Origin of the sequence: Mycolicibacterium celeriflavum (assembly GCF_010731795.1) — a bacterium.
GTDB lineage: Bacteria > Actinomycetota > Actinomycetes > Mycobacteriales > Mycobacteriaceae > Mycobacterium > Mycobacterium celeriflavum.
Genome location: NZ_AP022591.1, coordinates 156,195 through 182,808, shown reverse-complemented (window position 1 = coordinate 182,808; position 26,614 = coordinate 156,195). Strand labels below are relative to the sequence as shown.

26 protein-coding genes and 2 tRNA genes are annotated in these 26,614 nt (G+C 67.1%); 10 read left to right on the top strand and 18 right to left on the bottom strand.

What is annotated here, in order from left to right; genetic code table 11:
• Positions 1 to 7 precede the first annotated feature (7 nt).
• Positions 8 to 2,041 (bottom strand): alpha/beta hydrolase family protein, encoded by a 2,034-nt coding sequence (locus tag G6N18_RS00835; RefSeq protein ID WP_083001318.1) that lies wholly within the window; start codon positions 2,039 to 2,041, stop codon positions 8 to 10.
• 74 nt (positions 2,042 to 2,115) lie between these two features.
• Between G6N18_RS00835 and G6N18_RS00830 the strand changes: the two genes are divergently transcribed.
• Positions 2,116 to 3,282, top strand: coding sequence for an FAD-dependent oxidoreductase (locus G6N18_RS00830; protein ID WP_083001320.1), 1,167 nt, complete (start codon positions 2,116 to 2,118; stop codon positions 3,280 to 3,282).
• Positions 3,283 to 3,288: 6 nt separating this feature from the next.
• On the opposite strand, the gene G6N18_RS00825 is transcribed toward G6N18_RS00830, so the two are convergent.
• From G6N18_RS00825 to G6N18_RS00800, 6 genes are all read right to left on the bottom strand, one after another.
• Positions 3,289 to 3,795, bottom strand: a complete 507-nt coding sequence (locus G6N18_RS00825) for a transglycosylase family protein (RefSeq protein WP_083001322.1) — start codon at positions 3,793 to 3,795, stop codon at positions 3,289 to 3,291.
• A gap of 216 nt (positions 3,796 to 4,011) precedes the next feature.
• A complete protein-coding gene (locus G6N18_RS00820) occupies positions 4,012 to 4,338 on the bottom strand; it encodes a transglycosylase family protein (protein ID WP_059102489.1) in 327 nt (108 codons plus the stop codon).
• A 1,015-nt stretch (positions 4,339 to 5,353) separates the two neighbouring features.
• Complete coding sequence (mobA, locus tag G6N18_RS00815; protein ID WP_083001323.1) at positions 5,354 to 5,944, bottom strand: molybdenum cofactor guanylyltransferase; 591 nt, start codon at positions 5,942 to 5,944, stop codon at positions 5,354 to 5,356.
• A gap of 10 nt (positions 5,945 to 5,954) precedes the next feature.
• Positions 5,955 to 7,025 (bottom strand): 2-oxoacid:ferredoxin oxidoreductase subunit beta, encoded by a 1,071-nt coding sequence (locus G6N18_RS00810; protein WP_083001325.1) that lies wholly within the window; start codon positions 7,023 to 7,025, stop codon positions 5,955 to 5,957.
• Positions 7,022 to 8,977, bottom strand: a complete 1,956-nt coding sequence (locus tag G6N18_RS00805; RefSeq protein ID WP_083001408.1) for a 2-oxoacid:acceptor oxidoreductase subunit alpha — start codon at positions 8,975 to 8,977, stop codon at positions 7,022 to 7,024. The genes G6N18_RS00810 and G6N18_RS00805 overlap by 4 nt, the downstream gene beginning before the upstream one ends.
• Positions 8,978 to 9,278: 301 nt before the next feature.
• Complete coding sequence (locus G6N18_RS00800; RefSeq protein WP_163689778.1) at positions 9,279 to 9,428, bottom strand: hypothetical protein; 150 nt, start codon at positions 9,426 to 9,428, stop codon at positions 9,279 to 9,281.
• Between the two features lie 108 nt (positions 9,429 to 9,536).
• Between G6N18_RS00800 and fdhD the strand changes: the two genes are divergently transcribed.
• Entirely contained in the window at positions 9,537 to 10,361 is an 825-nt protein-coding gene (gene fdhD, locus G6N18_RS00795; protein ID WP_083001327.1) for a formate dehydrogenase accessory sulfurtransferase FdhD, read from the top strand.
• A 91-nt stretch (positions 10,362 to 10,452) separates the two neighbouring features.
• Here the strand turns inward: fdhD and clpX are convergent, their stop codons facing one another.
• The 5 genes from clpX to G6N18_RS00770 all read right to left on the bottom strand — a co-directional run bounded on the left by clpX (position 10,453) and on the right by G6N18_RS00770 (position 14,890).
• Complete coding sequence (gene clpX, locus G6N18_RS00790) at positions 10,453 to 11,733, bottom strand: ATP-dependent Clp protease ATP-binding subunit ClpX (protein WP_083001328.1); 1,281 nt, start codon at positions 11,731 to 11,733, stop codon at positions 10,453 to 10,455.
• 278 nt (positions 11,734 to 12,011) lie between these two features.
• Positions 12,012 to 12,659, bottom strand: coding sequence for an ATP-dependent Clp protease proteolytic subunit (locus tag G6N18_RS00785; protein ID WP_083001330.1), 648 nt, complete (start codon positions 12,657 to 12,659; stop codon positions 12,012 to 12,014).
• Positions 12,656 to 13,318, bottom strand: a complete 663-nt coding sequence (locus tag G6N18_RS00780) for an ATP-dependent Clp protease proteolytic subunit (RefSeq protein WP_082683763.1) — start codon at positions 13,316 to 13,318, stop codon at positions 12,656 to 12,658. Before G6N18_RS00780 ends, G6N18_RS00785 begins: the two co-directional genes overlap by 4 nt.
• A 47-nt stretch (positions 13,319 to 13,365) precedes the next feature.
• Positions 13,366 to 14,775, bottom strand: coding sequence for a trigger factor (gene tig / locus G6N18_RS00775; protein WP_083001332.1), 1,410 nt, complete (start codon positions 14,773 to 14,775; stop codon positions 13,366 to 13,368).
• A gap of 41 nt (positions 14,776 to 14,816) precedes the next feature.
• Positions 14,817 to 14,890 (bottom strand) — tRNA-Pro (locus G6N18_RS00770).
• A 121-nt stretch (positions 14,891 to 15,011) separates the two neighbouring features.
• Here G6N18_RS00770 and G6N18_RS00765 point away from each other — a divergent pair.
• Positions 15,012 to 15,085, top strand: a tRNA-Gly gene (locus tag G6N18_RS00765).
• Between the two features lie 8 nt (positions 15,086 to 15,093).
• Here the strand turns inward: G6N18_RS00765 and G6N18_RS00760 are convergent.
• The gene (locus G6N18_RS00760) at positions 15,094 to 16,986 is read right to left on the bottom strand and encodes an acyl-CoA dehydrogenase family protein (protein ID WP_083001333.1); all 1,893 of its coding nucleotides are present in this window, start codon (positions 16,984 to 16,986) and stop codon (positions 15,094 to 15,096) included.
• 226 nt (positions 16,987 to 17,212) lie between these two features.
• Between G6N18_RS00760 and G6N18_RS00755 the strand changes: the two genes are divergently transcribed.
• Positions 17,213 to 17,959 (top strand): hypothetical protein, encoded by a 747-nt coding sequence (locus G6N18_RS00755; RefSeq protein ID WP_067226571.1) that lies wholly within the window; start codon positions 17,213 to 17,215, stop codon positions 17,957 to 17,959.
• 10 nt (positions 17,960 to 17,969) lie between these two features.
• Here the strand turns inward: G6N18_RS00755 and G6N18_RS00750 are convergent, their stop codons facing one another.
• From G6N18_RS00750 to G6N18_RS00740, 3 genes are read right to left on the bottom strand one after another with little or no spacing between them, the layout of a single operon-like run.
• On the bottom strand, positions 17,970 to 18,764 hold the full coding sequence (locus G6N18_RS00750; protein ID WP_083001335.1) for an Fpg/Nei family DNA glycosylase: 795 nt from the start codon (positions 18,762 to 18,764) through the stop codon (positions 17,970 to 17,972).
• Positions 18,765 to 18,766: 2 nt separating this feature from the next.
• Complete coding sequence (locus G6N18_RS00745; protein ID WP_083001409.1) at positions 18,767 to 19,240, bottom strand: ribose-5-phosphate isomerase; 474 nt, start codon at positions 19,238 to 19,240, stop codon at positions 18,767 to 18,769.
• A gap of 45 nt (positions 19,241 to 19,285) precedes the next feature.
• The gene (locus G6N18_RS00740; protein WP_083001337.1) at positions 19,286 to 19,906 is read right to left on the bottom strand and encodes a mycothiol-dependent nitroreductase Rv2466c family protein; all 621 of its coding nucleotides are present in this window, start codon (positions 19,904 to 19,906) and stop codon (positions 19,286 to 19,288) included.
• A gap of 152 nt (positions 19,907 to 20,058) precedes the next feature.
• On the opposite strand from G6N18_RS00740, the gene G6N18_RS00735 reads away from it, so the two are divergent.
• From G6N18_RS00735 to G6N18_RS00710, 6 genes are all read left to right on the top strand, one after another.
• Positions 20,059 to 20,400, top strand: a complete 342-nt coding sequence (locus G6N18_RS00735) for a YciI family protein (RefSeq protein ID WP_083001339.1) — start codon at positions 20,059 to 20,061, stop codon at positions 20,398 to 20,400.
• Positions 20,397 to 21,611 carry an RNA polymerase sigma factor gene (locus tag G6N18_RS00730; RefSeq protein WP_083001341.1) on the top strand — a complete coding sequence of 405 codons (1,215 nt, stop codon included), beginning with the start codon at positions 20,397 to 20,399 and terminating at the stop codon, positions 21,609 to 21,611. The genes G6N18_RS00735 and G6N18_RS00730 overlap by 4 nt, the downstream gene beginning before the upstream one ends.
• A gap of 84 nt (positions 21,612 to 21,695) precedes the next feature.
• The gene (locus G6N18_RS00725; protein ID WP_083001343.1) at positions 21,696 to 22,142 is read left to right on the top strand and encodes an SRPBCC family protein; all 447 of its coding nucleotides are present in this window, start codon (positions 21,696 to 21,698) and stop codon (positions 22,140 to 22,142) included.
• A gap of 195 nt (positions 22,143 to 22,337) precedes the next feature.
• A complete protein-coding gene (locus G6N18_RS00720; RefSeq protein ID WP_083001345.1) occupies positions 22,338 to 22,688 on the top strand; it encodes a DUF732 domain-containing protein in 351 nt (116 codons plus the stop codon).
• A gap of 25 nt (positions 22,689 to 22,713) precedes the next feature.
• Entirely contained in the window at positions 22,714 to 25,299 is a 2,586-nt protein-coding gene (gene pepN, locus G6N18_RS00715) for an aminopeptidase N (RefSeq protein WP_083001346.1), read from the top strand.
• A 91-nt stretch (positions 25,300 to 25,390) separates the two neighbouring features.
• The gene (locus G6N18_RS00710; protein WP_109749421.1) at positions 25,391 to 25,741 is read left to right on the top strand and encodes an HNH endonuclease; all 351 of its coding nucleotides are present in this window, start codon (positions 25,391 to 25,393) and stop codon (positions 25,739 to 25,741) included.
• A 105-nt stretch (positions 25,742 to 25,846) separates the two neighbouring features.
• On the opposite strand, the gene G6N18_RS00705 is transcribed toward G6N18_RS00710, so the two are convergent.
• Together G6N18_RS00705 and ctaJ are read right to left on the bottom strand one after the other, a co-directional pair.
• A complete protein-coding gene (locus tag G6N18_RS00705) occupies positions 25,847 to 26,332 on the bottom strand; it encodes a DUF5130 domain-containing protein (protein WP_067226529.1) in 486 nt (161 codons plus the stop codon).
• Complete coding sequence (gene ctaJ, locus G6N18_RS00700) at positions 26,319 to 26,603, bottom strand: aa3-type cytochrome oxidase subunit CtaJ (RefSeq protein WP_109749418.1); 285 nt, start codon at positions 26,601 to 26,603, stop codon at positions 26,319 to 26,321. Before ctaJ ends, G6N18_RS00705 begins: the two co-directional genes overlap by 14 nt.
• Between the last annotated feature and the right edge of the window lie 11 nt (positions 26,604 to 26,614).

Here is a 26,614-nt window from a genome sequence, read left to right as displayed (position 1 = left end):
CGCGACGCTACCCGAGCGTCTCGGGCACCTCGACGTCCTCACCCAGCACGTGACGGGCCAGGAACCCTGTCACCACCTGGTACCAGATCTTGGCGTGCTGCGGGGTGAGCACCCAGTGATTCTCCGACGGGAAATAGAGAAACCGGTGGGGGGTGTCGCCGTCGTCGTCGGCCGGCAGCGCGGAGTGGGTCAGCAACTCGTACCACAGCCGCAGCGCTTCACCGATCGGGACGCGATAGTCCTTGTCGCCGTGGATCACCAGCATCGGTGTGCGGATCTGCGCGACATAGTGGTGCGGCGAGTTCTTCTGCGCCATCTCTCGGGTCATCTCACGCAGCCAGTAGTACGACGAGTCGGTGGTGGCGCCGAACTGATCCAGCGCCCAGAGGCTGGCGTGGGTGACGATCGCGTCGAACCTGTCGGTGTGGCCCGCAACCCAGTTGGCCATGTAACCGCCGAAGGATCCGCCCATCGCCGCCGTGCGGTCGGCGTCGATGCGGGGATGTGCGCACGCCGCGTCGGTTGCCACCATCAGGTCGTCGAACGGGGCGCCGCCCCATGCTCCCCAGCCGCGTTGGATGAACCGCTGGCCGTATCCGGTGGACAGCCCGGGATCCGGCAGCAGCACCGCGTATCCCCGCGCGGCCAGCAGCCACGGGTTCCATCGCCAGGACCAGGCGTTCCAGCTGCTCAGCGGGCCGCCGTGGATCCACAGCAGCAGCGGCGCCTTGTCGTCGCCGGGCGGTAGCACCAGCCACGAGCGCAGCCGGGTGCCGTCGTCGGCCGTCGCCTCGAGCTCGCTCAGCGCGCCCGGCAGCGGCGGCAACGCCACGCAGGGCAGTTCGGTGACCGCCCCGTCGGGACCGATGCGCACGGAATGCGGCGGCGCCGCGTAGGAGCTTCGCAACGCGAACAACACCCCGTCCGGTGCGGTCACCACGTCGGAGTAGCAATAGTCGTCGAACGTCACCTGCGTCACCGCGCCGTCGGCGGCATCGACGCGAAACACCGGCGAGCGGCCGTCCTGATCGGCGGTCACGATCACCGTCGAGCCGTCACGCGACCATGTCACCGACGCCGGCGACCGGTCCCAATCGGCTGCGAGCACGACGGGTTCCCCGCCGAAGCGCAGGCAGCTCAACGTGATTCGCGGCGCGGTCTCGGGTGTCGAGAATGATTCGCGGAGGTAGACGACCGTCGAACCGTCCGGTGACACCGCGGGCCGCCACACGTCCGCGTCCGGCTCGTCCACCAGCACGGTGCGCTCACCGCTGTCCAGGTCGATACGCACGAGCACCGAGTGCCGAGACGCTCCAGGCGCCGGCCGCTGCCAGGTGGTGACCAGGAAGCGCCCGTCGGAACTGACGTCGAAGTCCGAGTCGCGCAGCGCACCACCCGGGGCGGCGGTCAGGTCGCGCACGGCGTGATCACCGGGCGGGTCGCCGGCCAGATCGATGCCGAGCAGGTGCGGTTCCGATGGCCCGAGATCGGAGTCCCAGTGCCGGATCGGATAGCCGGTGTGCAGGATCGCGGTGATCTTGTTGTCCTTGCGCAGATTCCGCAACCGGCGGTCATCGTCGACGGTGCGCGCCGAGGGCATCGGCGGTGAGCGCACCACCGCGACGTCGGCCTCGCGGGCGGGACGCACGGCCTCGACACCACCGGGCAGCGACAGCGCCTCCACCGCCTCGCCGCCGGCTGCCGGTAGCCGCCACAGCGCGGCAGGGGGCTTGTCGTCGTCGGCGCTCGCGCGCACGGCGACGAACAGCAGATCGCCGTCGGCGGTGAAGGCCGGCGACGTCTCGCCCTTGGCGCCGCGCGTCAACCGGCGCGCCGGTTGCACACCCGCTGGGTCGATCTCCCATACGGCGCTGATGTATTCGGTTCTCTTGTCGTCGAGTTCCGCGACGGTGGTCACCAGCCGGGTCCCGTCGGGTGAGAGCGCCAGCCCCGACACCCGCGGCAGGGCGACGTACTCGTCGAGGTCGTCGAACGGGGTGGAGAACGGGGAGGCCGTGGCGCCAGGGGTCGTCGCGGTCACTCCCCGTTCGTAGCACACCGGCTTCCTCGAGCCGTCGCACCGGCCACGACCGCGGCACAGGCTACGTTCGACGAATGCCGAAGCGGATCGTGGTGATCGGCGCGGGCATCGCCGGGCTGGCGACCGCCGTCGCGCTGCAACAGCGCGGGCACGACATCACGTTGATCGAGGAGCGCACCGACACGTCGTCAGGCGCCGGGATCAGCATCTGGCCGAACGCGTTGGCCGCACTCGACGACCTCGGCCTGGGTGACCCGGTGCGCCAGGCCGGCGGCCGGGTGAGCGCGGGCGCAGCGCGCTGGCGCGACGGCACCTGGCTGCGACGGCCCGCACCGGCGCGCATCGTCACAGCCCTCGGCGAGCCGCTGGTCGTCATCCGGCGGTCGGCGCTGAACTCGATCCTCGCGGACGCACTCAGCGACGGCACGCTGCGCGCCGGAGTGGCCGCGGACGCGCTGGCGGTAGGCGCCGACGGGGTCCGGGTCACGCTGACGGACAACACGGTGCTGGAGGCCGACGCCGTCGTCGGCGCGGACGGCACCCATTCGATGGTGGCCCGCCACCTCAACGGTCCTCTGCACAACAGGTACGTCGGCTACACGGCGTGGCGCGGCGTGGCGCACTGCCGGATCGACCCGGACCTCGCGGGGGAGACACTCGGCCCCGCGGTCGAGTTCGGCCACGTGCCGCTCGGCGCGGAACACACCTACTGGTTCGCCACCGAACGTGTGACCGAAGGACAAACCGCGCCGCAAGGGGAGTTGGCTTATCTCCAGGAGCGATTCGCCGCCTGGGCGCAGCCGATCCCCGAGATTCTGGCGACCACGGAGCGCGTCGCCGTGTTGCGTAACGACCTGTATGACCGCGATGAGGCGCGACAGTGGGCGCGGGGTCCGGTCGTGGTGGTCGGCGACGCCGCGCATCCCATGCGGCCGCATCTCGGACAGGGCGGCTGCCAAGGGCTGGAGGACGCCGTGATCCTCGCGAGATTCCTCGAGGGCGACGACGTCACCGCGTCGGCATTCGCGCGGTTCGTGGCGTTCCGCCGCCCGCGGGTCCGGTCGCTGATGCGCGAGTCGCGATTCATCGGCCGCGTGATGAACCTTCCTCCGTTGCTCAGCGCGCTGCTTGCCCGCGCGACGGTGCTGGCACCCGAGGCGCTGGTGACCCGGCATCTGGCCGCCGTGGCGGCGCGGTCGGCATTCGCCCTGCCGACCGACCGCGATCTGGCTGGGGCGTGACCCGGTTCAGCGCGCGAGTGCGCCGATCGGGTTGAGCAGCGCCGAGCACATCTGACGCGGATTGACGAACCCGAACAGGCCGCTGGACGGCATCGCCGCGCAGCCGGTCGACGCGGCAGGCGCGGTCCGTGCGGTCGGCGCCGACGGGTTGGTGGTCCACACGGCGGGTGTCGCGCCGCGAGGGCCGCACTTGGGCCAGGCCTTGAGCCCCTGGGTCCGCAGGACGTTCTCCGCGACGCGGATCTGCTCGGCCCGCGACGCGGTCGCCGGGTTGCCGACGCCACCGTTGGCCGTCCACGTCGCCTGCTTGAACTGCAGGCCGCCGTAGTGACCGTTGCCGGTGTTGATCGCCCAGTTGCCGCCCGATTCGCACTGGGCGATCGCGTCCCAGTTCACCGAGTCGGCGCTGGCGGTGGCGATAGAAGCCTCTGACAGCGCCATCGGCACAAGCGCGAGGGCTCCCGAGATCGCGGTGGCCAACAGGCCCTTGATTACTGCGGTACGAATGTTCATCACTGCGGTCCTTCCCCGACCGTTTGACACAAGGACCGCATCTGAGAACCCCTCGATCTCCGCTGCGGTCATCAGGTCTGTCGGGTGATGAACGTCACGTGTTACGGAAGGGTCAAAAGTTTTAATCGTTACTTATCTGGTGTAAGAGCCCTCTGAGAAAGAAGAGGCGGTGCCGGGATGTCCCGGCACCGCCTGTTCTTGTCGACGATCGGCTGGTCAGCCGTTGCCGCCGCAGGACGGCCAAGCGCCGATCCCCTGCGACTGCAGCACGTTCTCGGCGACGCGGATCTGCTCCTCACGGCTTGCGTTGTGAGGAGAGCCGCTGCCGCCGTTGGCCCGCCAGGTCCCCATGGTGAACTGCAGGCCGCCGTAGTAGCCATTACCGGTGTTGATGGACCAATTGCCACCGGACTCGCACGCCGCGATGGCGTCCCAGTCCACACCGCTGTCCGCATTGGCAGTGCCGGTGGCCAGTGCCATCGGCGCCAACGCGAGCGCACCGGCAAAGGTCGCCAGGCCAAATGTCTTGCGGATGTTCTTCAACGTCGATCCTTTCGCCACGCGCGCACCAACACACCCGCGCAAAGCGCACGGGTGGACATGCCTGGCATCCAGGCAGGGAGTTGGGCCGCACCGTCTCGGTCAGGTGCGACAGCGGGAGGCCAGAAGTGCCTCGCCGGGCCTCAGCGCCGGCGGCCGCTGGAGGTCGCGACGCCTCCGACAGCCCCACTCACACGCAGGTTCGTGGTTTTGAAATTATTTGCTCCGGGTAGAGCCGTTTGGGACCGTACAAACCGGCCCGCCGAAAGTCATATTGGCGACGGACGTGTTGCGGCGAGATCACGGACTGATCACGGTGCCGGCGTCTTTTCGTTATCGCAGGTCATAACGGACATTGACGCAGCTGCATGACCGCAGTGGATCGCAGGTCCGCGTGAGCCATCTCACGGGTTAATTGTGAGCTGGACCACCTTCACGACGCCGCCGGTGTGGGTCGAAACGCTCAGTGCGAACGCGTAAATCGTGATGACGTGCTGTTGGATGGCGGTGTTGGTAGATCGGTTCGCTGACCGCCGACTGATGAGGTCATCGAAATGACCTGCAGCTCAGGTTATCTCGATGTCGTCCGGTTGCGGTAGGCTGCCGGCAAGTTGTTGTGCATCTGCCAGGATCGGCCTAATCAGCTTGTCCGACAATGTGTTTAGTAGAGACAAGCCCAGTTTAGGTGTTCGGCACGGTGCAGTTGTCGTCACGGCGGCGGTCGTGGCCGGTCGCCGATAGTCGCGCGCGGCTGCATCCGATGGCTTTTCTCACCCGTCAACGCGCCAGAATGGGCGCCAAGTCACTTGAATTGGTCACCAGATGGCGCATCGCACTCCGTGAGAGTGCTTCCCGGACATGGTCATTCGGAAGGCGCCGGTCTGCGATCGGCTGGAACCATTCGTCCCCGGCACCGATGCGCAACGAACGGAATATCACGGCCGTAACCCGAGTAATTCACTGTCAGGAATTCTGCCGGCGAAATTCGGAATTATGCGCATTTGATATCGCGAATTTGCTAGGCGATTTTTGGGCCGCGCATCGCGGCGAGGTCGGCGGCCGTGTTGACGTTGGTCAGGGCCGCTTGTTCGGTCATCACGATCCGCTGCGTGTCGACCCTCTGGACCAGTGCCCGCATGCTGCGCTCGCCCGCGGCCACCAACTCCGCGACACGGCCGGCCAGCGCAGTTCGGTAGACGCCGGCCAGATAGTGGTCGCGACCGTCCCACGGCAGCACCACGTCCGCGCCGAGACGCTCGGCCGGCCCGGCGAGCTCGTCGATCAACTCGACGGTCAGCAGCGGCATGTCGACCGCCGCGACGAATGCCAGGGCCGACCCGGCCTCCGCGGCGGCCCGCAGCCCTCGCCCGGTGGCCAGCAATGGCCCCACCCCACGCGCCTCGTCACGCAGAATCTCGGCGTCCAGCGCGGGCAGCGCCTGCCCGGGCGCCGCGATCACGAAGACCGGCGCACAGCGCGGCTTGAGAATGTCGACCATCCGCTGGACGAGCGTGGTTCCTTCATACGGCAGCGTGGCCTTGTCGCGGCCCATGCGGCGGGAAGCCCCGCCCGCCAGGATCACCGCGGCCAACGGAACGTCGGTCGTCATGACCGTGACGTTAGTCGACGGTCCAGGTGTCTTTGCCGCGAAGCAGTGACTGAAGCGCGGTCGTGTCGTGCGCCTTCTCGTTACGCGCTGCGACGACCTGCTGGCGTGCGGCGTCGTCGTAGGTCGGCTTGCTCACCTGGCGGAAGATGCCCATCACCATGTGCTCGAGGTTCTGCTCGCTCAACCGCGAAAGCGCGAACGCGTACGCCGAATCCTCGAGGTTGGCGTCGTGGATCACGATCTCCTCGGCCGACACATCGGCGGTCTTGGCGATCTCCAGGCCGTAACCCGACTTCACCACGCAGTACTCGCCATCGGCGCCGAAGGTGATCGGCTCGCCGTGGGTGAGGCCGATCAGTCGCTCCTCGGCGCCCTCCTTGCGCAATGCGTCGAAGGAGCCGTCGTTGAAGATCGGGCAGTCCTGCAGAATCTCGACCAGCGCGGCGCCGCGGTGCGCAGCGGCCGCGCGCAACACCTCGGACAGGCCCTTGCGGTCGGAGTCCAGCGCCCGGCCGACGAACGTCGCGTCGGCGCCCAGCGCCAGCGACACCGGGTTGAACGGGTAGTCCAGCGAGCCCATCGGGGTGGACTTGGTGACCTTGCCGACCTCCGAGGTCGGTGAGTACTGGCCCTTGGTCAGCCCGTAGATCCGGTTGTTGAACAGCAGGATCGTGATGTTGATATTGCGGCGCAGCGCGTGGATCAGATGGTTGCCGCCGATGGAGAGCGCGTCGCCGTCACCGGTGACCACCCACACCGACAGGTCCTCGCGCGCCAAGGCCAGACCGGTGGCGATCGTCGGGGCCCGGCCGTGGATGGAGTGAAACCCGTAGGTCTCCAGGTAGTAGGGGAACCGACTCGAGCACCCGATGCCGCTGACGAACGCGATGTTCTCGCGCCGCAACCCCAATTCGGGCAGGAAGTTGCGGATCGTGTTGAGGATGACGTAGTCGCCGCAACCGGGGCACCATCGGACCTCCTGGTCGCTGGTGAAGTCCTTGGACTTCTGCGGCTGGTCCGACGTGGGCACCCGGCTGGTGCCTGCCGTCAATCCGAGGTCACTACCGATCAGGTCAGTCATGCGCTTGCTCCCACACCAGCCGCACCGATCTCGACGGTCGCCGCCGCCAACCGCGCGAACTCGGCCTTGTCGCTTTCCTTCTCACCCAATGTCCCGTCCAACGCGGCGTCGATGATGCCCTCGACCTCGTCGGCCAGAAACGCCATACCTTCCACCTTGGTCACCGACTGCACGTCGACCAGGTACCGGCCGCGCAGCAGCAGCGCGAGCTGGCCGAGGTTCATCTCCGGGCACACAACATTCGGATAGCGCCGCAGCACCTCCCCCAGGTTCGCCGGGAACGGGTTGAGGTTGCGCAGATGCGCCTGGGCGACCTTGATGCCCTTGCGCCGCGCGCGTCGGCACGCCTCGCCGATCGGCCCGTAGCTACTGCCCCAACCGACCATCAGCAACTCCGCGTCACCGGTCGGGTCATCGACCTCGAGGTCAGGAACGGCGACGCCGTCGATCTTGGCTTGCCGCAGTCGGACCATCAGGTCGTGGTTCTTCGGCTCGTAGGAGATGTTGCCCGACCCGTTGGCCGCCTCGAGCCCGCCGATCCGGTGCTCCAGGCCGGGCGTGCCCGGGATGGCGAACTGCCGGGCGAGGGTTTCCGGGTCGCGGGCGTAGGGCTGGAAGGGTTCGTCCGCGCTGGCGAAATTGTGCTCGATGCGCTTGTACGTGCTGACGTCGGGGATGCGCCATGGCTCGGAGCCGTTGGCGATCGCGCCGTCGGACAGGATGACCACCGGCGTGTGGTAGTTCACCGCGATCCGGGCCGCCTCGACAGCCACGTCGAAGCAGTCCGAGGGTGAGCGGGGCGCAACCACCGCAACCGGCGACTCGCCGTTGCGGCCGTACATCACCTGAAGGAGGTCGGCCTGCTCGGTCTTGGTGGGCAGGCCCGTCGACGGGCCGCCGCGCTGGACGTCGATGATGATCAGCGGCAGTTCGGTCATCACGGCCAGGCCGATCGCCTCCGACTTCAGCGAGATACCGGGACCCGACGTGCTGGTCACGCCGAGTGCCCCGCCGTAGGAGGCGCCGATCGCCGCGCCGATGCCGGCGATCTCGTCTTCGGCCTGAAAGGTCAGCACGTTGAAGTTCTTGTGCTTGGACAGCTCGTGCAGGATGTCCGACGCGGGGGTGATCGGGTAGGTCCCGAGCACGACCTGCAGATCGGCGAGCTGCCCGGCGGTGACGATGCCGTAGGCCAGCGCGGTGTTGCCGGAGATCTGGCGGTACTCGCCGGTCTTGAGCTTGGCGGGCGCGACCTCGTAGGTGCTGGCGAACGCCTCGGTGGTTTCGCCGTAGTTCCAGCCGGCCTTGAGCGCCAGCACGTTGGCCTCGGCGATGTCAGGTTTGCGGGCGAACTTCTCTCGGATGAACGATTCGCTGTGCCGTAGCTCGCGGCCGTACATCCACGACAGCAGCCCGAGCGCGAACATGTTCTTCGCGCGCTGACCGTCCTTCTTCGAGGCGCCGATCGACTCGACCGCACCCAACGTCAACGTGGTCATCGGAACGGCCTGCACGACGTAGTCGGACAGCTCGTCACTCTCCAGCGGGTTGCCGTCGTAGCCGACCTTGGCCAGGTTGCGCTTGGTGAACTCGTCGGAGTTGGCGATGATCAGGCCGCCCCGGGGCAGATCCGAGACATTGGCCTTCAGCGCGGCGGGATTCATCGCGACGAGCACGTCGGGGCGGTCACCGGCGGTGAGGATGTCGTAGTCGGCGATCTGGATCTGGAACGACGACACACCGGGCAGCGTCCCCTGCGGCGCGCGGATCTCGGCCGGGTAGTTGGGCTGCGTGGCCAGGTCGTTGCCGAACAATGCGGCCTCGGAGGTGAACCGGTCACCGGTGAGCTGCATCCCGTCGCCCGAGTCGCCGGCGAAGCGGATGACGACCTTCTCGAGCTTCTGCCGGGGGCCCGCCGTCCCCGGGCTGACGGCGTTGTCCTTCGCTGCCACGAAGCCTGCCTCCCACGCTGTCTTGGTGATGCCTCCGAGTCGCAGTCGGGCCGACGCGCCGCCGGAAAACACCCACCAAAGTTTTTATGTCACTGCCAGTACCGATTATTGCACTTCTCTTAGGCAGCCCTTTACCGGACTCGCGGACGGCGCGTCGGTTCCGCGGCGATGAACACACAGCTCATGCGGTGTGTCGATGGCGCGGATGAGACATTACTGTGTTGTTCGTCACGTTCGCGAGACAGCGTTTTCTAAGGAAATGGTTACCGCTCAGTAGCTGTCAGCTAGCAGGGTCGACGCGTCAGCTATCGGCGTCGGCCGGCTGGGATTCCACGCGCCGCTCGCGCCAGCGCAGTCTCAACAGCAACAGATGCTGGTGCGCGCGGAATCCAGCCGACAGCGGGTCACGCCAGACCGGCGAATGGCGCTTCGGTTCGAGATCGTTGTGCACGTCCTACATTGTGCCGTCTCTGCGGCGGTACCGCCGCCCGGCGCGCGTGCCTGCGGGGTGAACGGCATTGGAACGCTCGCCCGCACCTGCAGGTCATAGGGTGGTCTCATGGGTCGGGTCACAGCCAGGCGACGGGCACAGCACATGACCGCTGACACCGCGGTTGCGCGGCCCGAAACCCTGGTGGTCGAGGAGCCCTTGGAGATCCGCGTCAACGGTGCGCCGATCACCGTGACGATGCGCACTCCCGGTTCGGATGTCGAACTCGCGCAGGGCTTCCTGCTGACCGAGGGGGTCATCGGCGACCGTGGGGACGTGCTCGCCGCGCGCTACTGCAAGGGCGCCGGCCCAGACAATCTCAACACGTACAACGTGCTCGACGTGCGGCTCGCGCAGAATGTTCCGGCGCCCGATGTCGATGTGACACGCAACTTCTACACCACCTCGTCCTGCGGGGTCTGCGGCAAGGCCTCGCTGGAGGCGGTGCAGTTGAGCAGCCGCCACGGTCCCGGTGACGATCCGACGACCGTGACCGCCGACACGCTTTCGGCGCTGCCGGCCCGACTGCACAAGGCGCAGAAGGTGTTTGCCAGCACCGGCGGCCTGCACGGCGCTGCCTTGTTCGACGCCGACGGCACCATGCTCGCCGTCCGCGAAGACGTCGGCAGGCACAACGCCGTCGACAAGGTCATCGGGTGGGCCGTGGAGCACGGTCGCATACCGCTGGCCGGCACCGTGCTGCTGGTGAGCGGACGAGCGTCGTTCGAATTGACCCAGAAGGCGGTGATGGCGGGCGTTCCGGTGCTGGCCGCGGTGTCGGCGCCGTCCTCACTCGCGGTGGATCTGGCCAGCCAGTCCGGGCTGACCCTTGTCGCATTCCTGCGCGGCGAGTCGATGAACGTCTACACCCGGCCCGACCGCATCACCCGCTGACTCCGGTCCAGCCTCGAAACCGACGTAATGGTCGGGATTCGGCTCGCGATGCAGCCATACCGTCGATCTCGACGCGCAATACTCCCGGAAACTAGGCGGACTTGTCGCGGCGCTCGGGGCGCGACGGCTTACGCGGCACGATGGTCGGCAGCACGTTGTCCTGGACCGTCTCCTTGGTGACGACCACCTTGGCGACGTCGTCGCGGCTGGGGATGTCATACATCACCGGCAGCAGGACTTCTTCCATGATGGCGCGCAGGCCGCGAGCGCCGGTGCCGCGGTGGATGGCCTGATCGGCGATGGCTTCCAGCGCCTCGTCGGTGAACTCCAACTCGACGCCGTCCATGTCGAACAGCCGCGTGTACTGCTTCACCAACGCGTTCTTCGGCTTGGACAGGATCTGCACGAGCGAGTCCTTGTCGAGGTTCGTCACCGACGCGACGATCGGCAGCCGGCCGATGAACTCCGGAATCAACCCGAATTTGATCAGATCTTCGGGCATGACCTCGGCGAAATGGTCCTGGGTGTCGATCTCCGCCTTCGAGTGCACCTCGGCGCCGAAGCCCAACCCGCGCTTGCCGACGCGGTCGGAGACGATCCTCTCCAAACCCGCGAAAGCGCCTGCGACGATGAACAACACGTTGGTGGTGTCGATCTGGATGAACTCCTGGTGCGGATGCTTGCGCCCGCCCTGCGGAGGCACCGACGCCTGGGTGCCTTCGAGGATCTTCAGCAGCGCCTGCTGGACGCCCTCGCCGGACACGTCGCGGGTGATCGACGGGTTCTCGCTCTTGCGGGCGATCTTGTCGACCTCGTCGATGTAGATGATCCCGGTCTCGGCACGCTTGACGTCATAGTCGGCGGCCTGGATCAGCTTGAGCAGAATGTTCTCGACATCCTCGCCGACGTAGCCCGCTTCGGTCAGCGCGGTGGCGTCGGCGATCGCGAACGGAACGTTGAGCATCTTGGCCAGCGTTTGCGCGAGATAGGTCTTGCCGCAGCCGGTCGGGCCCAGCATCAAGATGTTGGACTTGGTGAGTTCGACGGGTTCGGTGCGCGAATCGCGGGTCTTCTCCCCCGCCTGAATTCGCTTGTAGTGGTTGTAGACGGCGACCGCCAGCGTGCGCTTCGCGGTGTCCTGTCCGATGACATAGCCCTCGAGGAAGTCGCGGATCTCTGCCGGCTTGGGCAGCTCGTCGAGCTTGACGTCGTCGGCGTCCGCCAGTTCCTCTTCGATGATCTCGTTGCAGAGGTCGATGCACTCGTCACAGATGTATACGCCGGGTCCGGCGATGAGTTTCTTGACCTGCTTCTGACTCTTTCCGCAGAATGAGCACTTCAGCAGGTCACCGCCGTCTCCAATGCGCGCCATGGTGGTGGTGTCCCTACTTCCTGTTCGTCATCCGTCGGGGTCCGTGTCGAACGTCTGCTTCGACGCTACCCGTTCGGTTGGCTGGGGGGCGACCGATAAACCCGAATCGCGTCGGTGGTATTTAACTGTGTTCGCAGAACATATCGCCTGAATCCGCCGTAGGGCCTTCCAAACCGCGACCGTGTCCTTGGCGTGTCGCCGACGTTACTCGACCGAGAGCGCGGCGTCCTCGACGCCGGGCGCGACGCTCGCGGCGAATGTGACGGTCAGCCCGAAGGTCAGGCGGTCTGCGCCGAAAGCTTGCGGTACTCCAGAACGGTGTCGATGACGCCGTATTCCTTGGCCTCTTCCGCGGTGAGAATCTTGTCGCGGTCGGTGTCCTTGCGGATCTGCTCGGGGGACTTGCCCGTGTGGTTGGCCAGCGTCACCTCCATCAGCGTGCGCATCCGCTCGATCTCGGCGGCCTGGATCTCCAGGTCGGAGAACTGCCCCTGGATGACACCGGCCAGCGCGGGTTGATGAATGAGCACGCGGGCGTTCGGCAGCGCCATGCGCTTACCGGGAGTGCCGGCCGCGAGCAGCACCGCGGCGGCCGAGGCGGCCTGGCCAAGACACACTGTCTGAATGTCGGCGCGCACGTACTGCATGGTGTCGTAGATGGCCATCAGCGAGGTGAACGAGCCGCCCGGCGAGTTGATGTACATCGTGATGTCACGGTCCGGATCCAGCGACTCCAGCACCAGCAGCTGCGCCATGATGTCGTTCGCCGACGCGTCGTCCACCTGCACGCCGAGGAAGATGATGCGCTCCTCGAACAGCTTGTTGTACGGGTTGGACTCCTTGACGCCGAAGCTCGAGTGCTCGATGAACGACGGCAGGATGTAGCGCGCCTGCGGCGCCAGACGCGGATCAGTGTGGTCGGTCATTTGTCTAGTCCTGCTCCTGGTCCCGAGCCGTTGATGCTCGCGCTGGTGATGATGTGGTCGACGAAGCCGTACTCGAGGGCTTCCTGCGCGGTGAACCAGCGGTCGCGGTCGGAGTCCGCCTCGATCCGCTCGATGGGTTGCCCGGTGAACTCGGCGTTCAACCGGAACATCTCCTTCTTGATCACGGCGAACTGCTCGGCCTGGATCGCGATGTCGGCCGCGCCGCCGGTGATGCCGCCCAGCGGCTGGTGCATCAGGATCCGCGCGTGCGGCAATGCGTAACGCTTACCCTTCGTGCCCGCGGCGAGCAGGAACTCGCCCATCGAGGCCGCCATGCCCATCGCATAGGTGGCGACGTCGCACGGCGCCAAGACCATGGTGTCGTAAACGGCCATGCCGGCGCTGATCGAGCCGCCGGGCGAGTTGATGTAGAGATGGATGTCCTTGGTGGGGTCTTCGGCGGACAGCAGCAGAATCTGCGCGCACAGCTTGTTCGCGATGTCGTCATCGACCTGTGAGCCCAGGAAGATGATCCGCTCCGCCAGCAACCGCTCATAGACCGAGTCGACAAGGTTTAGGCCTTGCGAGGCGCCACGCATGTGGGTCACGACTGGATACCTGCTTTCTTCAAGAGCTTGATACTCACCGACACTAACCAACCCGCGAGCGCACGCACTCCCGAGACGGGCTGCGTTCGCTCACAGCGTCACTTCGTGTCGGCCGATTCCTCGTCGGCTGCGGCTTCGGTCGTCTCTTCGGCGGTCCCCGAAGCCTGTTCGGCCTCGTCCTCGGTCTGCGCGCGCCCGAAGAACTCCGAGGTGTCGATCGCGGTGCCGTCGGAGTCGGTGACGGTCGCGGCCTCGACGATGGCGGCGAGCGTCAGCCCACGGCGCACGTCGGCGAACAGGGCCGTCATCTGGTTGTTCTGCTGCAGTGCCTGTACCAGCTGCTGCGGCTGCAGGCCGTACTGCTGCGACATCAGCATCAGGCGCTCGGTGATGTCGTTCTGGGTGACCTGGACGTCGAGCTTGTCGGCGATCGCGTCGACCAGCAGCTGGGTCTTGACGGCCTTCTCCGCGTTGCTGCGGGTGTCGGCGTCGAACTGCTCACGGCTGCTGCCCTGGGACTCCAGCAGCTCGCCGAAGCGGGCCTCGTCGTGATCGAGGCTGTGGATCGCGTTGTGCAGCGTGTCGTCGATCTGCGCCTGCACCACGTTCTCCGGCAGCGGCACGTCGACCTGCTCGAGCAATGTCTCGAGCACCTTGTCGCGGATCTGCTCGGCCTGGTGCGCGCGCTTGGTCCCACGCACCTGCTCGGTGAGCGAGTTCTTCAGCTCCTCCATGGTGTCGAATTCGCTTGCCAGTTGCGCGAACTCGTCGTCGGGCTCGGGCAGCTCACGCTCCTTGACCGACTTGACGGTGAGGGTTACCTGCGCTTCCTCGCCGGCGTTTTCACCCGCGGCCAGCGTGGTGGTGAAGACGCGGGTCTCGCCCTCCTTGAGGCCGACGATCGCTTCGTCGAGGCCCTCCACCAACTGGCCCGAGCCGACCTCATGGGATAGACCTTCGGTGGTGGCGTCGGGCAGCTCCTTGCCGTCGACCGTGGCGGACAGGTCGATGGAGACGAAGTCGCCGGTCTCGGCGGCACGATCCACTCCCGTGAGCGTGCCGAAGCGGGCGCGCAGCGTCTGCAGTTCGGCATCGACCTCGTCGTCGCTCACCTCGATGGGGTCGACGGTGACCTTCAGCTCGGACAGCTCGGGGATCTCGATCTCCGGCCGGATGTCGACCTCGGCGGTGAACGTCAGGTCCTCGCCGTACTCCTTCTTGGTGATCTCGATCTCGGGTTGCCCGAGCGGCTGCACCTCGGAGGTGGTCACCGCTTCGCTGTAGCGGCCGGGTAGGGCGTCGCTGACGACCTGGTCGAGCATCGCCTCGCGGCCGACGCGGGCCTCGAGCAGTTTGCGGGGCGCCTTGCCGGGACGGAAACCGGGCAGCCGGACCTGTTTGGCCAACTGTGCGAACGCGCGGTCGAAGTCGGGCTCGAGCTCTGTGAAGGGCACCTCCACGTTGATGCGAACCCGGGTGGGGCTCAACTTCTCGACGGTGCTCTTCACGATCTGCTCCTTGTTGGTCTGGCGCTGGTTCGGTGTCGCAGTCGGGGTGACAGGATTTGAACCTGCGGCCTTCCGCTCCCAAAGCGGATGCGCTACCAAGCTGCGCTACACCCCGTCGTCTTGCGGCCTTCCCGAAAACACGGAACGACCACGCGAGATACTACGGGCTGGACACGCGAAGCCTTCAATTGGATTTGATTCGGGTGCCGCCGGTACGATCTGCTCTTGCTGCACACGCGGGCGTAGCTCAATGGTAGAGCCCTAGTCTTCCAAACTAGCTACGCGGGTTCGATTCCCGTCGCCCGCTCCAAAGCCGGGTCACCGTATGACGCGGTGCACGTCAGGCTTCTCGGCGCCGCCTTCCTGAGCGATCCACGGCCCGTCGATCGACGGGTCCAAAATCCCCTCCTCGAGCCACGTGAAACGGTCGTCGAGCACGCCGCGAGCAAGTGCCCGGTCGGAGTCGTCGCAGTTGTGCCAGAGCTGGTCGAACAGCTGCTCGGTCCGCACCCGCGCCTGTTCGCAGAACGCGCCGGCGAGCTCGACCGCGCTGCCGCCCTCCGGGTCACGTTGTGCCCGCACACATACGGCGGTCATCGCGAACAGCTCCGCGCCGATATCCACGATCCGGGCCAGGAACCGCTGCTTGTGCTCCAGCTTGCCCTGCCACCGCGACATTCCGTAGAAGATGCTGCGCGCCAGCCGGCGGCTTGCCCGCTCGACGTAACGCAGATGGGTCGCCAGCGGCCCGAATTCACCGAACGACGTGGGCACCTGGCCCTTGCCGGTGACCAAGGTCGGCAGCCACCGGGCGTAGAACTTGCCGGCGTTGGCCGCGGCTCGCGCTTTGCGCGACAGATCGGCCTCAGGGTCGATCACGTCGCCGGCCACCGACAGGTGCGCATCCACCGCCTCGCGGGCGATCAGCAGGTGCATGACCTCGGTGGAGCCTTCGAAGATCCGGTTGATGCGCATGTCCCGCAGCATCTGCTCGGCGGGCACTCCGCGCTCGCCGCGGGCGGCCAACGACTCGGCGGTCTCGAAGCCGCGCCCGCCGCGAATCTGCACCAGCTCGTCCGCGATCTGCCAAGCCATCTCTGAGCCGTAGAGCTTGGCCAGCGCGGCCTCGATCCGAATGTCGTTCTGCTTGGCGTCGGCCAATTCACTGGCCAGTTCGAGCATTGCCTCCAGGCCGTAAGCGGTGGCCGCGATGAACGCGACCTTGCCGGCCACTGCTTCGTGCTCGCCGACCGGCCTGCCCCACTGCACCCGCTCCCGAGACCACTCTTTCGCGATCTTCAGACACCACTTCGCAGACCCGGCACAAATGGCCGGTAACGACAGCCGCCCCACGTTGAGCGTAGAAAGCGCGACCTTCAGCCCTTCGCCTTCGCGGGCGATCCGGTTTGCCGCGGGCACCCGCACGTCGGTCAGCCGGGTGAGGCCGTTCTCGATGCCGCGTAACCCCATGAAAGCGTTGCGGTTCTCCACGACGATGCCGGGTGTGTCCGCCTCCATGACGAACGCGCTGATCCCACCGCGGTGGCCCTCACTCTTGGGTACTTGAGCCATCACCACGAGCAGGTCGGCGACGACGCCGTTGGTGGTCCACAGCTTGGTCCCGTTCAGTATGTAGTCGTCGCCCTCCGGGGTGGCGGTGGCATGGAGCCGGGCCGGGTCGCTGCCGACGTCCGGTTCGGTGAGCAGGAACGCGCTTATCTCCTCGGTGCACCGCGGTAGCCAGGTTCGCTTCTGCTCGTCGGTCCCGAACATCGAGATCGGCTGCGGGACCCCGATCGACTGGTGGGCAGACAGCAGGGCACCCAGCGACGGATGCACGGAGCCCACCAGCATGAGCGCCTTGTTGTAGTACACCTGGGACAGGCCTAGGCCGCCGTACTCGGTGCTGATCTTCATGCCGAACGCCCCGAGTTCCTTCAGGCCGGCGACCACTTTGTCCGGGATCTGCGCGTCGCGCTCGATCACCGCGGCGTCGATCTGCGACTCGCAGAACTCCCGCAGCCTGGCCAGGAACGCCTCACCCTGTTCCGTGGATTCCGCGGAGCCGCTGGGATGGGGATGGACGAGATCCAACCGCAATCTGCCGAGGAACAATTCCTTACCGAAACTGGGCTGGCGCCACTGCGCCTCCCGCGCCTGTTCGGCGAACTCCCTGGCCTGTCGCTCGCTGACTTCCTTTGTAACGGTCATCGCAGACCTCCTAGAAGATGGCCCTACTCGACAGTAACCGCGGCTACGGCTTCCAAACGCGCGGTTTGCTCACTCGAGATCGACGCTGGCGCGAAGAAAAGCGAGTAGCGACCACGTTCACGTCGATCTCGCGGACCATCCGGGTACCGTGCGCTCCGCTGTGGGCGTAATCCCGGTCGAGGTCGGCAGCCGTTTTTCGGCCGGTGTGCTCGGTACGCTTGACGCCATGAACAGCGTTCTGCTGGTCCTCGTCGTTTTGGTCATCGCCGCTCTCGGCGTCGTTGCCTACGCGGCGATGAAGGCCTCGGACCGGCGCAAGACCGCCACGCTCGATGATGCGAAGGCCGACGCCCGTCGCGTCATCGAACGCCTCGGCGGTCAGGTCATCAACCTCACCGGCACTGACGACGCGTCCAAACAGGCCCTCGCCGACGCGTCCGAGCGCTACACCGCCGCCGGTTCGCAGATCGAGCAGGCCAATACCGCCAAGCAGGCGCTGCTCGCAAAAGAGAGCGCTCTCGAAGGCCTCTACTACGTGCGCGCCGCACGCATTGCGATGGGCATGGACCCCGGACCGGAGCTGGAGACGCTGGCCGGACAGCGGTCCGCCGGCACCGTGACCGAAGATCGCAAGGTCGACTTCGAGGGTCGCCAGATCGAAGCGTCGCCGTCACCGTCCGAACGCACCCCCAACTACTACCCCGGCGGCCGCGTCGCCGGTCGTCCCGTACCGGCAGGTTGGTACTCCGAGCCGTGGTGGAAGCCCGCGCTGGTCGCCGGCGCCTGGGGACTGGGCTCGGTGCTGCTGTTCGACGCGCTGTTCTCGGGCATGCACGGAACCGGCTACGAGCAGGGTTTCGCTCAGGGCTACGACCAAGGGTTCGATCAGGGCCAGGACCCCGGCGGTGATCACGGCGGCGACTGGGGCGGCGGCGACATCGGCGGGGGCTTCGGGGATTTCGGCGGCTTCTGAGAGCCGACGCCTAACTTTGGTCGGTCGGACACCAGAACAGGTTGCGGCCCTCCATCACCTCGGTGCGGATCTCGGTGCCACAAACCCGGCACGGCTCACCGGCGCGCCGGTACACATAGGTGCGCGGTCGGCCGGGAGCGTACGGCGGCAGCCCGTGGTCATCCTCGCTGCGGATGGTGTGAATCTTGCCGCGCCGCAGTCCGATTCGCATCAGCGCGACGAGGTCGTCCCACATCGCTTCGAACTCTTCCTCCTCGATGCGCACGCCTGGCCGGTGCGGGTCGACGCCGTGCCGGTAGAGCAGCTCGTTGCGGTACACGTTGCCGACTCCGGCGATCACGGACTGGTCCATCAGGAGCGCTCCGATCGGCCTGCGCGACTTACGGATTCGCGCCCACGCCAGTGACGGGTCGGCATCGCGACGCAGCGGATCGGGGCCTAGCCGAGCAATCACGTCGGCAGTCTCCGGTTCGGCCAGCACCTCGCACACCGTCGGCCCGCGCAGATCCGTCCCGTATTCGGCGCCGATCATCCGCATCCGCACCTGCCCGACCGGCAGCGGCATCGGGAGCGGCACCTCGGTGAACGTGCCGTACAGACCGAGGTGGACATGCACCACCCGGCCGCCTTCGTAGTGGTGGAACAGATGCTTACCCCACGCGGTGGCCTTCCTGAGCGCTCGGCCGTTGACCGCTGCGGCGCCGTCGACGAACCTGCCCTGCGGACTGGACACCATCACCGGCGCGCGACCGAAGCGGCGCTGGTGCAACCGGGCCAACCGGTGCAGCGTGTGGCCCTCGGGCATCCCTAAGCGCCGGGCACGGGAGGCGCTACATGGGTGCGCTCGTACTCGGCGAGCATGTCGATACGGCGTTGGTGCCGTTGGGCTTCCGACCACACGGCGCTCAGGAAGGCGTCGACGATGGCCAACGCCTCATCCACCGTGTGCATCCGCCCGCCGATGCCGATCAGCTGGGCGTTGTTGTGTTCGCGAGCCAGTTGCGCCGTCTCGACGCTCCACGCCAACGCACACCGCGCACCGGGCACCTTGTTGGCCGCGATCTGCTCGCCGTTGCCCGAACCGCCGAGCACGATGCCGAGGCTGCCCGGGTCGGCCACCGTTCTCTCGGCCGCGGCGATGCAGAACGCCGGATAGTCGTCGTCGGGGTCATTGACGAAGGCTCCGCAGTCGATCGCTTCATGGCCGGTGCCGCGCAGGTGCTCGATGATGGCCTGCTTGAGGTCGAAGCCGGCGTGGTCGGCTCCCAGGTAGACGCGCATGGCGGCCATTGTGGCAGACGCAACCGCTGCCGCCGCCGCGCGCGATCAGTCGAACTGCGGCGGCTCGGTGCGGGTGCGCTTCAGTTCCCAGAAGTGCGGGTACGACGCGAACGTCACCGAGGCGTCCCACAGCTTGCCGGCCTCCTCGCCGCGCGGGACCTTCGACAGCACCGGTCCGAAGAACGCCACGCCGTTGACGTGGATGGTCGGCGTCCCGACATCGTCGCCGACGGCATCCATGCCCTCGTGGTGGCTTTTGCGCAGCGCCTCGTCGTACTTGTCGGTCGCGGCGGCATCGGCGAGTTCGGCGGGCAACCCGACCTCGGCCAGCGACTCCGTGATGACGCGACTGAAGTCGGGGTCGGATTCGCCATATCCGCGGTTGTGGATCCGGGTTCCCATCGCGGTGTACAGCGGTCCGAGGACTTCGCGACCCTTGGCCTGTTCGGCCGCGATGGCCACGCGCACCGGCCCCCACGCCTTCTTCATCGCCTCCTGGTACTGCTCCGGCAGATCACGACCCTCGTTGAGCACCGCGAGGCTCATCACCCGGAAGTTGACCTCGATGTCGCGGACCTTCTCGACCTCGAGGATCCAGCGCGACGTGATCCAGCACCACGGGCACAGCGGGTCGAACCAGAAATCGGCGACTGACTTCTCGGGCATGGGAGTCCTCTCGAGCGCATGGGTTTCAGACGTCAGTTGTGACAACTGCGGGCACCCGGTCGGTGTTCCCGCCTGTGCGCCGGCCGTAACGACGCTGCGGCGACGGGCGGCTTTCGGCCGTCATTCCTGTGGGGTCGGGGCAGAATCGGCGCATGAAGTATGTGCTGCTGATCTGCGACGACGAGACCGACGCACCGACCAACGAGGAGTTGGCCGCAGACCCTGCGCATCACGCCTGGGAGGCGGACCTGAAGCGGCGGGGCGCCGAACTGGCCGGTGAGCGACTGCGGCCGGTGGAGACGGCGACCACTGTCCGGGTGCGCGATGGCGAGACCCTGGTGTCGGACGGCCCGTTCGCCGAGACCAAGGACTTCGTCGGCGGCGTCGTGATCCTGGAGTGCGCGAACCTGGACGAGGCGATCGAAATCGCGGCCGGCCACGTCTACGCGCGCCGGGGCTGCATCGAGATCCGCCCCGTCTGGGAATGGGGATGACCGCACCCGACGACATCCGAACAGCCGTCGACACCGCGTACCGCGACGAGTGGGGCCAGGTGGTCGCGACCCTGATCGGGCTCACCGGGGATTGGGACCTCGCCGAGGACTGCGCGCAGGACGCGTTCGCCACCGCGCTGACAACCTGGCCCCGCGACGGCGTGCCGCAGCGGCCGGGCGCCTGGCTCACGACGACGGCCCGCAATCGGGCCACCGACCGCTTACGCCGCGATGCCGCGGGCGCCGCCAAGCTCCGCCAGTTGGTCGTGACCCAGGAACCAGAGGCGCCGCCCCCCGACGAGATCCCCGATGAGCGCCTACGGCTGATCTTCACGTGCTGCCACCCGGCGCTGCCGTTCGAAGCCCGGGTCGCGCTCACGCTGCGCACGCTGGCCGGTCTGAGCACCGCCGAGATCGCCCGCGCATTCCTGACCGCCGAACCGGCGATGGCCAAACGCCTGACCCGCGCCAAGCGCAAGATCAAAGAGGCCGGAATCCCGTACCGGGTGCCGCCGGCCGAATTGCTGCCGCAGCGACTCGCCGCCGTGCTCGCGGTGCTGTACCTGATCTTCAACGCGGGTTACGACGAGCAGGGTGTGGGCCGGGCGCTGAGCGCCGAGTCCATCCGGCTGACCCGCGTGCTGGTCGGGCTGATGCCGCAGGAGCACGAGCCGCGCGGACTGCTGGCGCTGATGTTGTTGCACGAAGCCCGGCGGGCGACGCGGACGCACGACGGGGTGCTGGTCACGCTGGAACACCAGGACCGGTCCCGCTGGGACCGGGCGCTGATTGTCGAGGGCACTGAGACGCTGGATCAGGCGCTGCTAATGCGACGTGCCGGGCCGTACCAACTGCAGGCCGCGATCGCCGCCTGCCACACGAGCGTGCCCGACGTGGCGAGCACGGACTGGCGGCAGATCGCCGCGCTGTACACCGAGCTGGCCCGGCTCGCGCCGTCTCCGATCGTGGACCTCAACCGGGCCGTCGCGGTCGCGATGGCCGACGGCATCGGAGCTGGCTTGGCGCTCGTTGACGACATCGCGGCGTCCGGCCGGCTCGACGGATACCACCTGCTGCCCGCCACCCGGGCCGACCTGCTGCGCCGACTAGGTCGCACCGCAGAGGCCAGGGCGGCCTACGAGGAAGCCCGCAAGCTCGCGCCGACCGAGGCCGAGCGCCGCTACTTATCCGATCGCATTCACAACCTCTGACGAGTTTTTTTCCGGCCGATGTCCATCTCGGCCGTCCTCCTTCGTCGGTAGGGCAAAACCACCGAAGAGAAGGGAAGCAGGAAAATGAGTGACAACAGTTTGACGATCGACATCGTCGTGCCGAACACCCCCGAGGAGGTCTTCGAGGGTGTCACGAACGTCGACAAATGGTGGAGCGAGGGCATCGAAGGCGAAACCGCCTCCGTCGGCGGCGAATTCACCTTCACCGACTTCACCGACCTCTGGTGCCGGTTTCGCCTCACCGAAGTGACACCGCCGCAACGGATCGTGTGGCAGGTCGTGGACAGCCGGCTCGATTTCGTCGAGGACCACACCGAATGGACCGGCACGCAGGTGATCTTCGACATCACCACCACCCCCGGCGGAACAAGTCTGCGGTTCACTCACGAGGGTCTGCGGCCAACCGTCGAGTGCTACGAGGCCTGCTCGCGAGGCTGGGACTTCTATATCAACCGGAGCCTGCCGAACCTCCTCACGGCCGGCACCGCCGATCCGATCCGCAAGCCATAGGAGCGGCACCCGAACGGCGGCCAACGCTCCAGGTGGGCCCCCGTTTGCGGGGCGCTCCGATAGTCGATGCGCGGCAGCGGACGCGAATAAGAAACGCCTAAGTGTGCGAACAGTGACCGAACCGTGTTGCCCCTGTGACAAATGTGAAGAATCGTTACCGAAGTGAACAAACACTTTGATCTTCACGCACGCGCTATGGCGGTTGCGGTCGGTCTGGCGGCGGTCGCAACGACGGTCGCCGCGCCGGCCCAGGCCGAACCAATCGACGACTCGTTCCTCGCCGCACTGAGAGGCGCGGGGGTGGCCGTCGACAACCCGACGGACACCGTGGCGCTCGGCAGGTCGGTGTGCCCGATGCTCGTCGAACCGGGCAAGAACGTCGCACGGGTGTATTCCCAGGTGGCCGACAACGGCGTCCCGCCCGAGATAACCGCCTTCTTCACCGGAATCGCGATCTCGATGTACTGCCCGCAGGCAATCTCGTCGATCGGAAACGGCACGGTGCTGGACTGGCTACCGGCCACGCGGGCCATACCGGGCTTCTAACCCCGCCGGGCGATAAGTTGGTCGCGTGGTACTTCCCAACCTGACCCGCGACCAAGCCGTTGAACGCGCCGCCCTCGTCACCGTCGACAGCTACCGCATCGTTCTCGACGTCACCGACGGCAGCGGCAAGCCCGGCGATCGCACGTTCCGGTCGACGACGACCGTCGAGTTCGACGCGCTCGCCGGCGCCGACACCTACATCGACATCGCGGCCGAAACCATTCACAGCGCCACGCTCAACGGGCGCGACATCGACGTCTCCGGCTACGACGAATCCACCGGTATCCCACTGACGGGCCTTTCCGGGCACAACGTCGTGGTCGTCGAGGCCGACTGCCGCTACTCCAACACCGGTGAGGGCCTGCACCGGTTCGTCGACCCCGTCGACGGCGAGGTGTACCTGTACTCGCAGTTCGAAACCGCCGACGCCAAGCGGATGTTCGCGTGCTTCGACCAGCCGGACCTCAAGGCGGCCTTCGACGTCACGGTGACTGCGCCGTCGCACTGGGAGGTGGTGTCCAACGGCGCCACCGTCGACGTGGCCGACGACGGACCGGCCCGCCGGCACACGTTCGCCGCCACCCCCAGGATGAGTACCTATCTGGTGGCGCTGATCGCCGGTCCGTACGCGCGCTGGGACGACGTCTACAGCGACGATCACGGCGACATCCCGCTGGGGCTGTTCTGCCGTAGGTCACTGGCCGAGCACATGGACGCCGACCGGTTGTTCGCCGAGACCAAACAGGGATTCGGCTTCTACCACAGCAACTTCGGTGTCCCCTACGCGTTCGGCAAGTACGACCAGTTGTTCGTTCCGGAGTTCAACGCCGGAGCGATGGAGAACGCCGGCGCGGTGACGTTCCTCGAGGACTACGTGTTCCGCAGCAAGGTCACGCGCGCCTCCTACGAGCGCCGCGCCGAAACCGTGCTGCACGAGATGGCACACATGTGGTTCGGCGACCTGGTCACCATGGCTTGGTGGGATGACCTGTGGCTCAACGAGTCTTTCGCGACGTTCGCCTCGGTGCTGTGCCAGGCCGAAGCCACCGAGTACACCCAAGCGTGGACGACGTTCGCCAACGTGGAGAAGTCGTGGGCATATCGGCAGGACCAACTGCCCTCGACACATCCGGTGGCCGCCGACATCCCGGACCTGGCCGCCGTCGAAGTGAACTTCGACGGAATCACCTACGCCAAGGGCGCTTCGGTGCTCAAGCAACTGGTCGCGTATGTCGGGCTCGAGGAGTTCCTGTCGGGACTGCGCGACTACTTCCGCGACCACGCCTTCGCCAACGCCACGTTCGGTGATCTGCTCGGCGCGCTGGAGAAGGCGTCGGGGCGCGACCTGTCGGGCTGGGGCAGGCAGTGGCTCAAGACGACCGGTCTCAACACGCTGCGGCCCGACTTCGATCTCGATGCCGACGGGCGGTTCACCCGCTTCGCGATCACCCAGAGCGGCGCCGCGCCCGGCGCCGGGGAGACCAGGGTGCACCGGTTGGCGGTCGGAGTGTACGACGACGACGGTTCCGGCAAGCTGACGCGTGTGCACCGAGAGGAACTCGATGTCGAAGGTTCGAGCACCGATGTTCCTGCGCTGCAAGGTGTTCGGCGCGGCAAGCTGATCCTGGTCAACGACGACGATCTGACGTACTGCTCGCTGCGGCTGGACCAGGACTCGCTGCAGACCGTGCTGACCCGAATCGCCGACATCGCCGACCCGCTCCCCCGCACGCTGGCGTGGTCGGCGGCCTGGGAGATGACGCGCGAGGCGGAGTTGAAGGCCCGCGACTTCGTGTCGCTGGTGTGCGGCGGCGTTCACGCCGAAACCGAAGTCGGGGTATTGCAACGCCTGCTGCTGCAGGCGCAGACCGCGCTGAGCGCGTACGCCGATCCGCAGTGGGCCGACGAGCAGGGCTGGCCCGAATTCGCCGACCGGCTCCTGGAATCGGGGCGCGAGGCCGAACCCGGCTCGGATCACCAACTGGCCTACGTCAACGCGTTGTGCGGTTCGGTGCTCAGCGGGCGTCACATCGAGGTGCTGACCGAACTGCTGGAGGTGGACCCCGCGGTCAAGGGTCTGCCGGGGCTGGTCGTCGACACCGATCTGCGGTGGCGCATCGTCACCGCGCTGGCGGCGGCCGGCGCCGTCGACGCCGAGAGTCAGGAGACGCCGTTCATCGACGCCGAGGCGAAACGGGACCCGACGGCCGCGGGCCAGCGCCACGCCGCCGCGGCATCGGCGGCCCGGCCCCAGGCACCCGTGAAAGAGGCGGCGTGGCAGCAGGTGATCGAGGACGACACGCTGCCGAACATCACCGCGCGTTCGATCATCGGCGGCTTCGTGCGCCCGGGCCAGCAGGAAATGCTGAAACCGTTCAGCGACAAGTACTTCGGGGCCATCTCCGGGGTGTGGCAACGGCGGTCCAGTGAGGTCGCCCAGACCGTCGTCATCGGGTTGTATCCGTCGTGGGACGTCAGCGAGGCCGGCTTGGCCGCCGCCGACAAGTTCCTCGCAGACCCCGATGTGCCGCCTCCGCTGCGTCGGCTGGTCATCGAGGGCCGCGCCGGGATCGAGCGAGCGCTGCGCGCCCGCACCTTCGACGCGTCCTGACTTGCTGCTTTTTGCGCCCGCGTGCATGTCTGCACACGACACGCCGCTCCGGAGCAGCAGTTTGCGCACGCTCGCGCTGCATGCTGACGGCATGGCGGTGAACAGAAGTCGTCGCGCGAGGGCCGCCCGCAAACGGAAGCGCCGCCTCGACGCCGTCGACCATGACCTGACCGCAGCTCAGTGGGGGGCCATCAAAGCCGTGTGGAACGGCTGCGCGTACTGCGGCGTGACCGACCGGCCGCTGCAGCGCGACTGCGTCATGCCGATCAGCAGGGGTGGCCGCTACACGATCGACAACGTCGTGCCCGCCTGCGCCTCCTGCAACACCAGCAAGTGCAACGACGAGGTGACCGGCTGGCTGCGTCGCAAGCGCCTCGACGAACGCCGGTTCCTCGAGCGCTATGTCCAGATTCGCGCCGCGTTGACAGTCAGCGCACCCTGACACCCGCACGAGCGTGCGCAAAACGTTCCACTGAGGCCGCGTGTCGCGCAGCAGACACGCACTCTCGCGCGGGAGAGGGGACCCTCGCGGAAACGAGGGCGTGCGCTATGGCGGGGTGACGCCGGCGCTCATCACGCGCACCGCGCTGATCAGCCCGTCCATCAGGTTGCCGTCCTTGAACGACGCGGCAGCGGCGGAAACACCCAGCGGAGCGGACTCCTCGATCCCGCGGCCCTTGACGTCGGCGCCGTAGACCACCTCGATCGCGTGCTGGTCCGGCGAGACCGCAAGCAGCACAGCGTTGTCGGGCGTGGGCACCTGCGCCAGGATCGCGCGCGCGGCGGCCGCGGTGTCGGCCCCGAGGTCACCGATGTAGACAGCGAAGCGCGCCTTGGCCGCACGCGAGCCGTACTTGAGCGCGTCGTCGAGAACGACCAGATCTTTGACCGGGAACGGGTAGTCGACCGACAGCGCCCCCGGTTGGGTGACGCCGGAGATTCTGCCGCTGGAGGTGACAACCCATCCCAGCGGGAGATCCGAACGCTCGACCGCGCCCCGATGGCCGGTTACCGCAACATCACCACTTGCCACTGGCGCCGCCTCCAATCGTGACCCCATGCGTGTCGTGTTCACCGACGTTTCCGCCGTGAGCCGCGGAGTCGGCCTCAATGCTCCGCCCGGTGGCGTGCCCGTGGTCGGCCGGCTCGTCGGACGCCCACAGTATCGGCGCGTGCTTCCAGGGCTCGGACATCTTGTAGGTCGCCGGGTGCGGGCCCTTGTGGCGCCAGATCAGTGCGGCAAGCACGGCCGTCAGCCCGAGCGGCACCAGGATCAATAGCGCATGTGTCAGTGCGGTGCTCACGTCGCAAACCG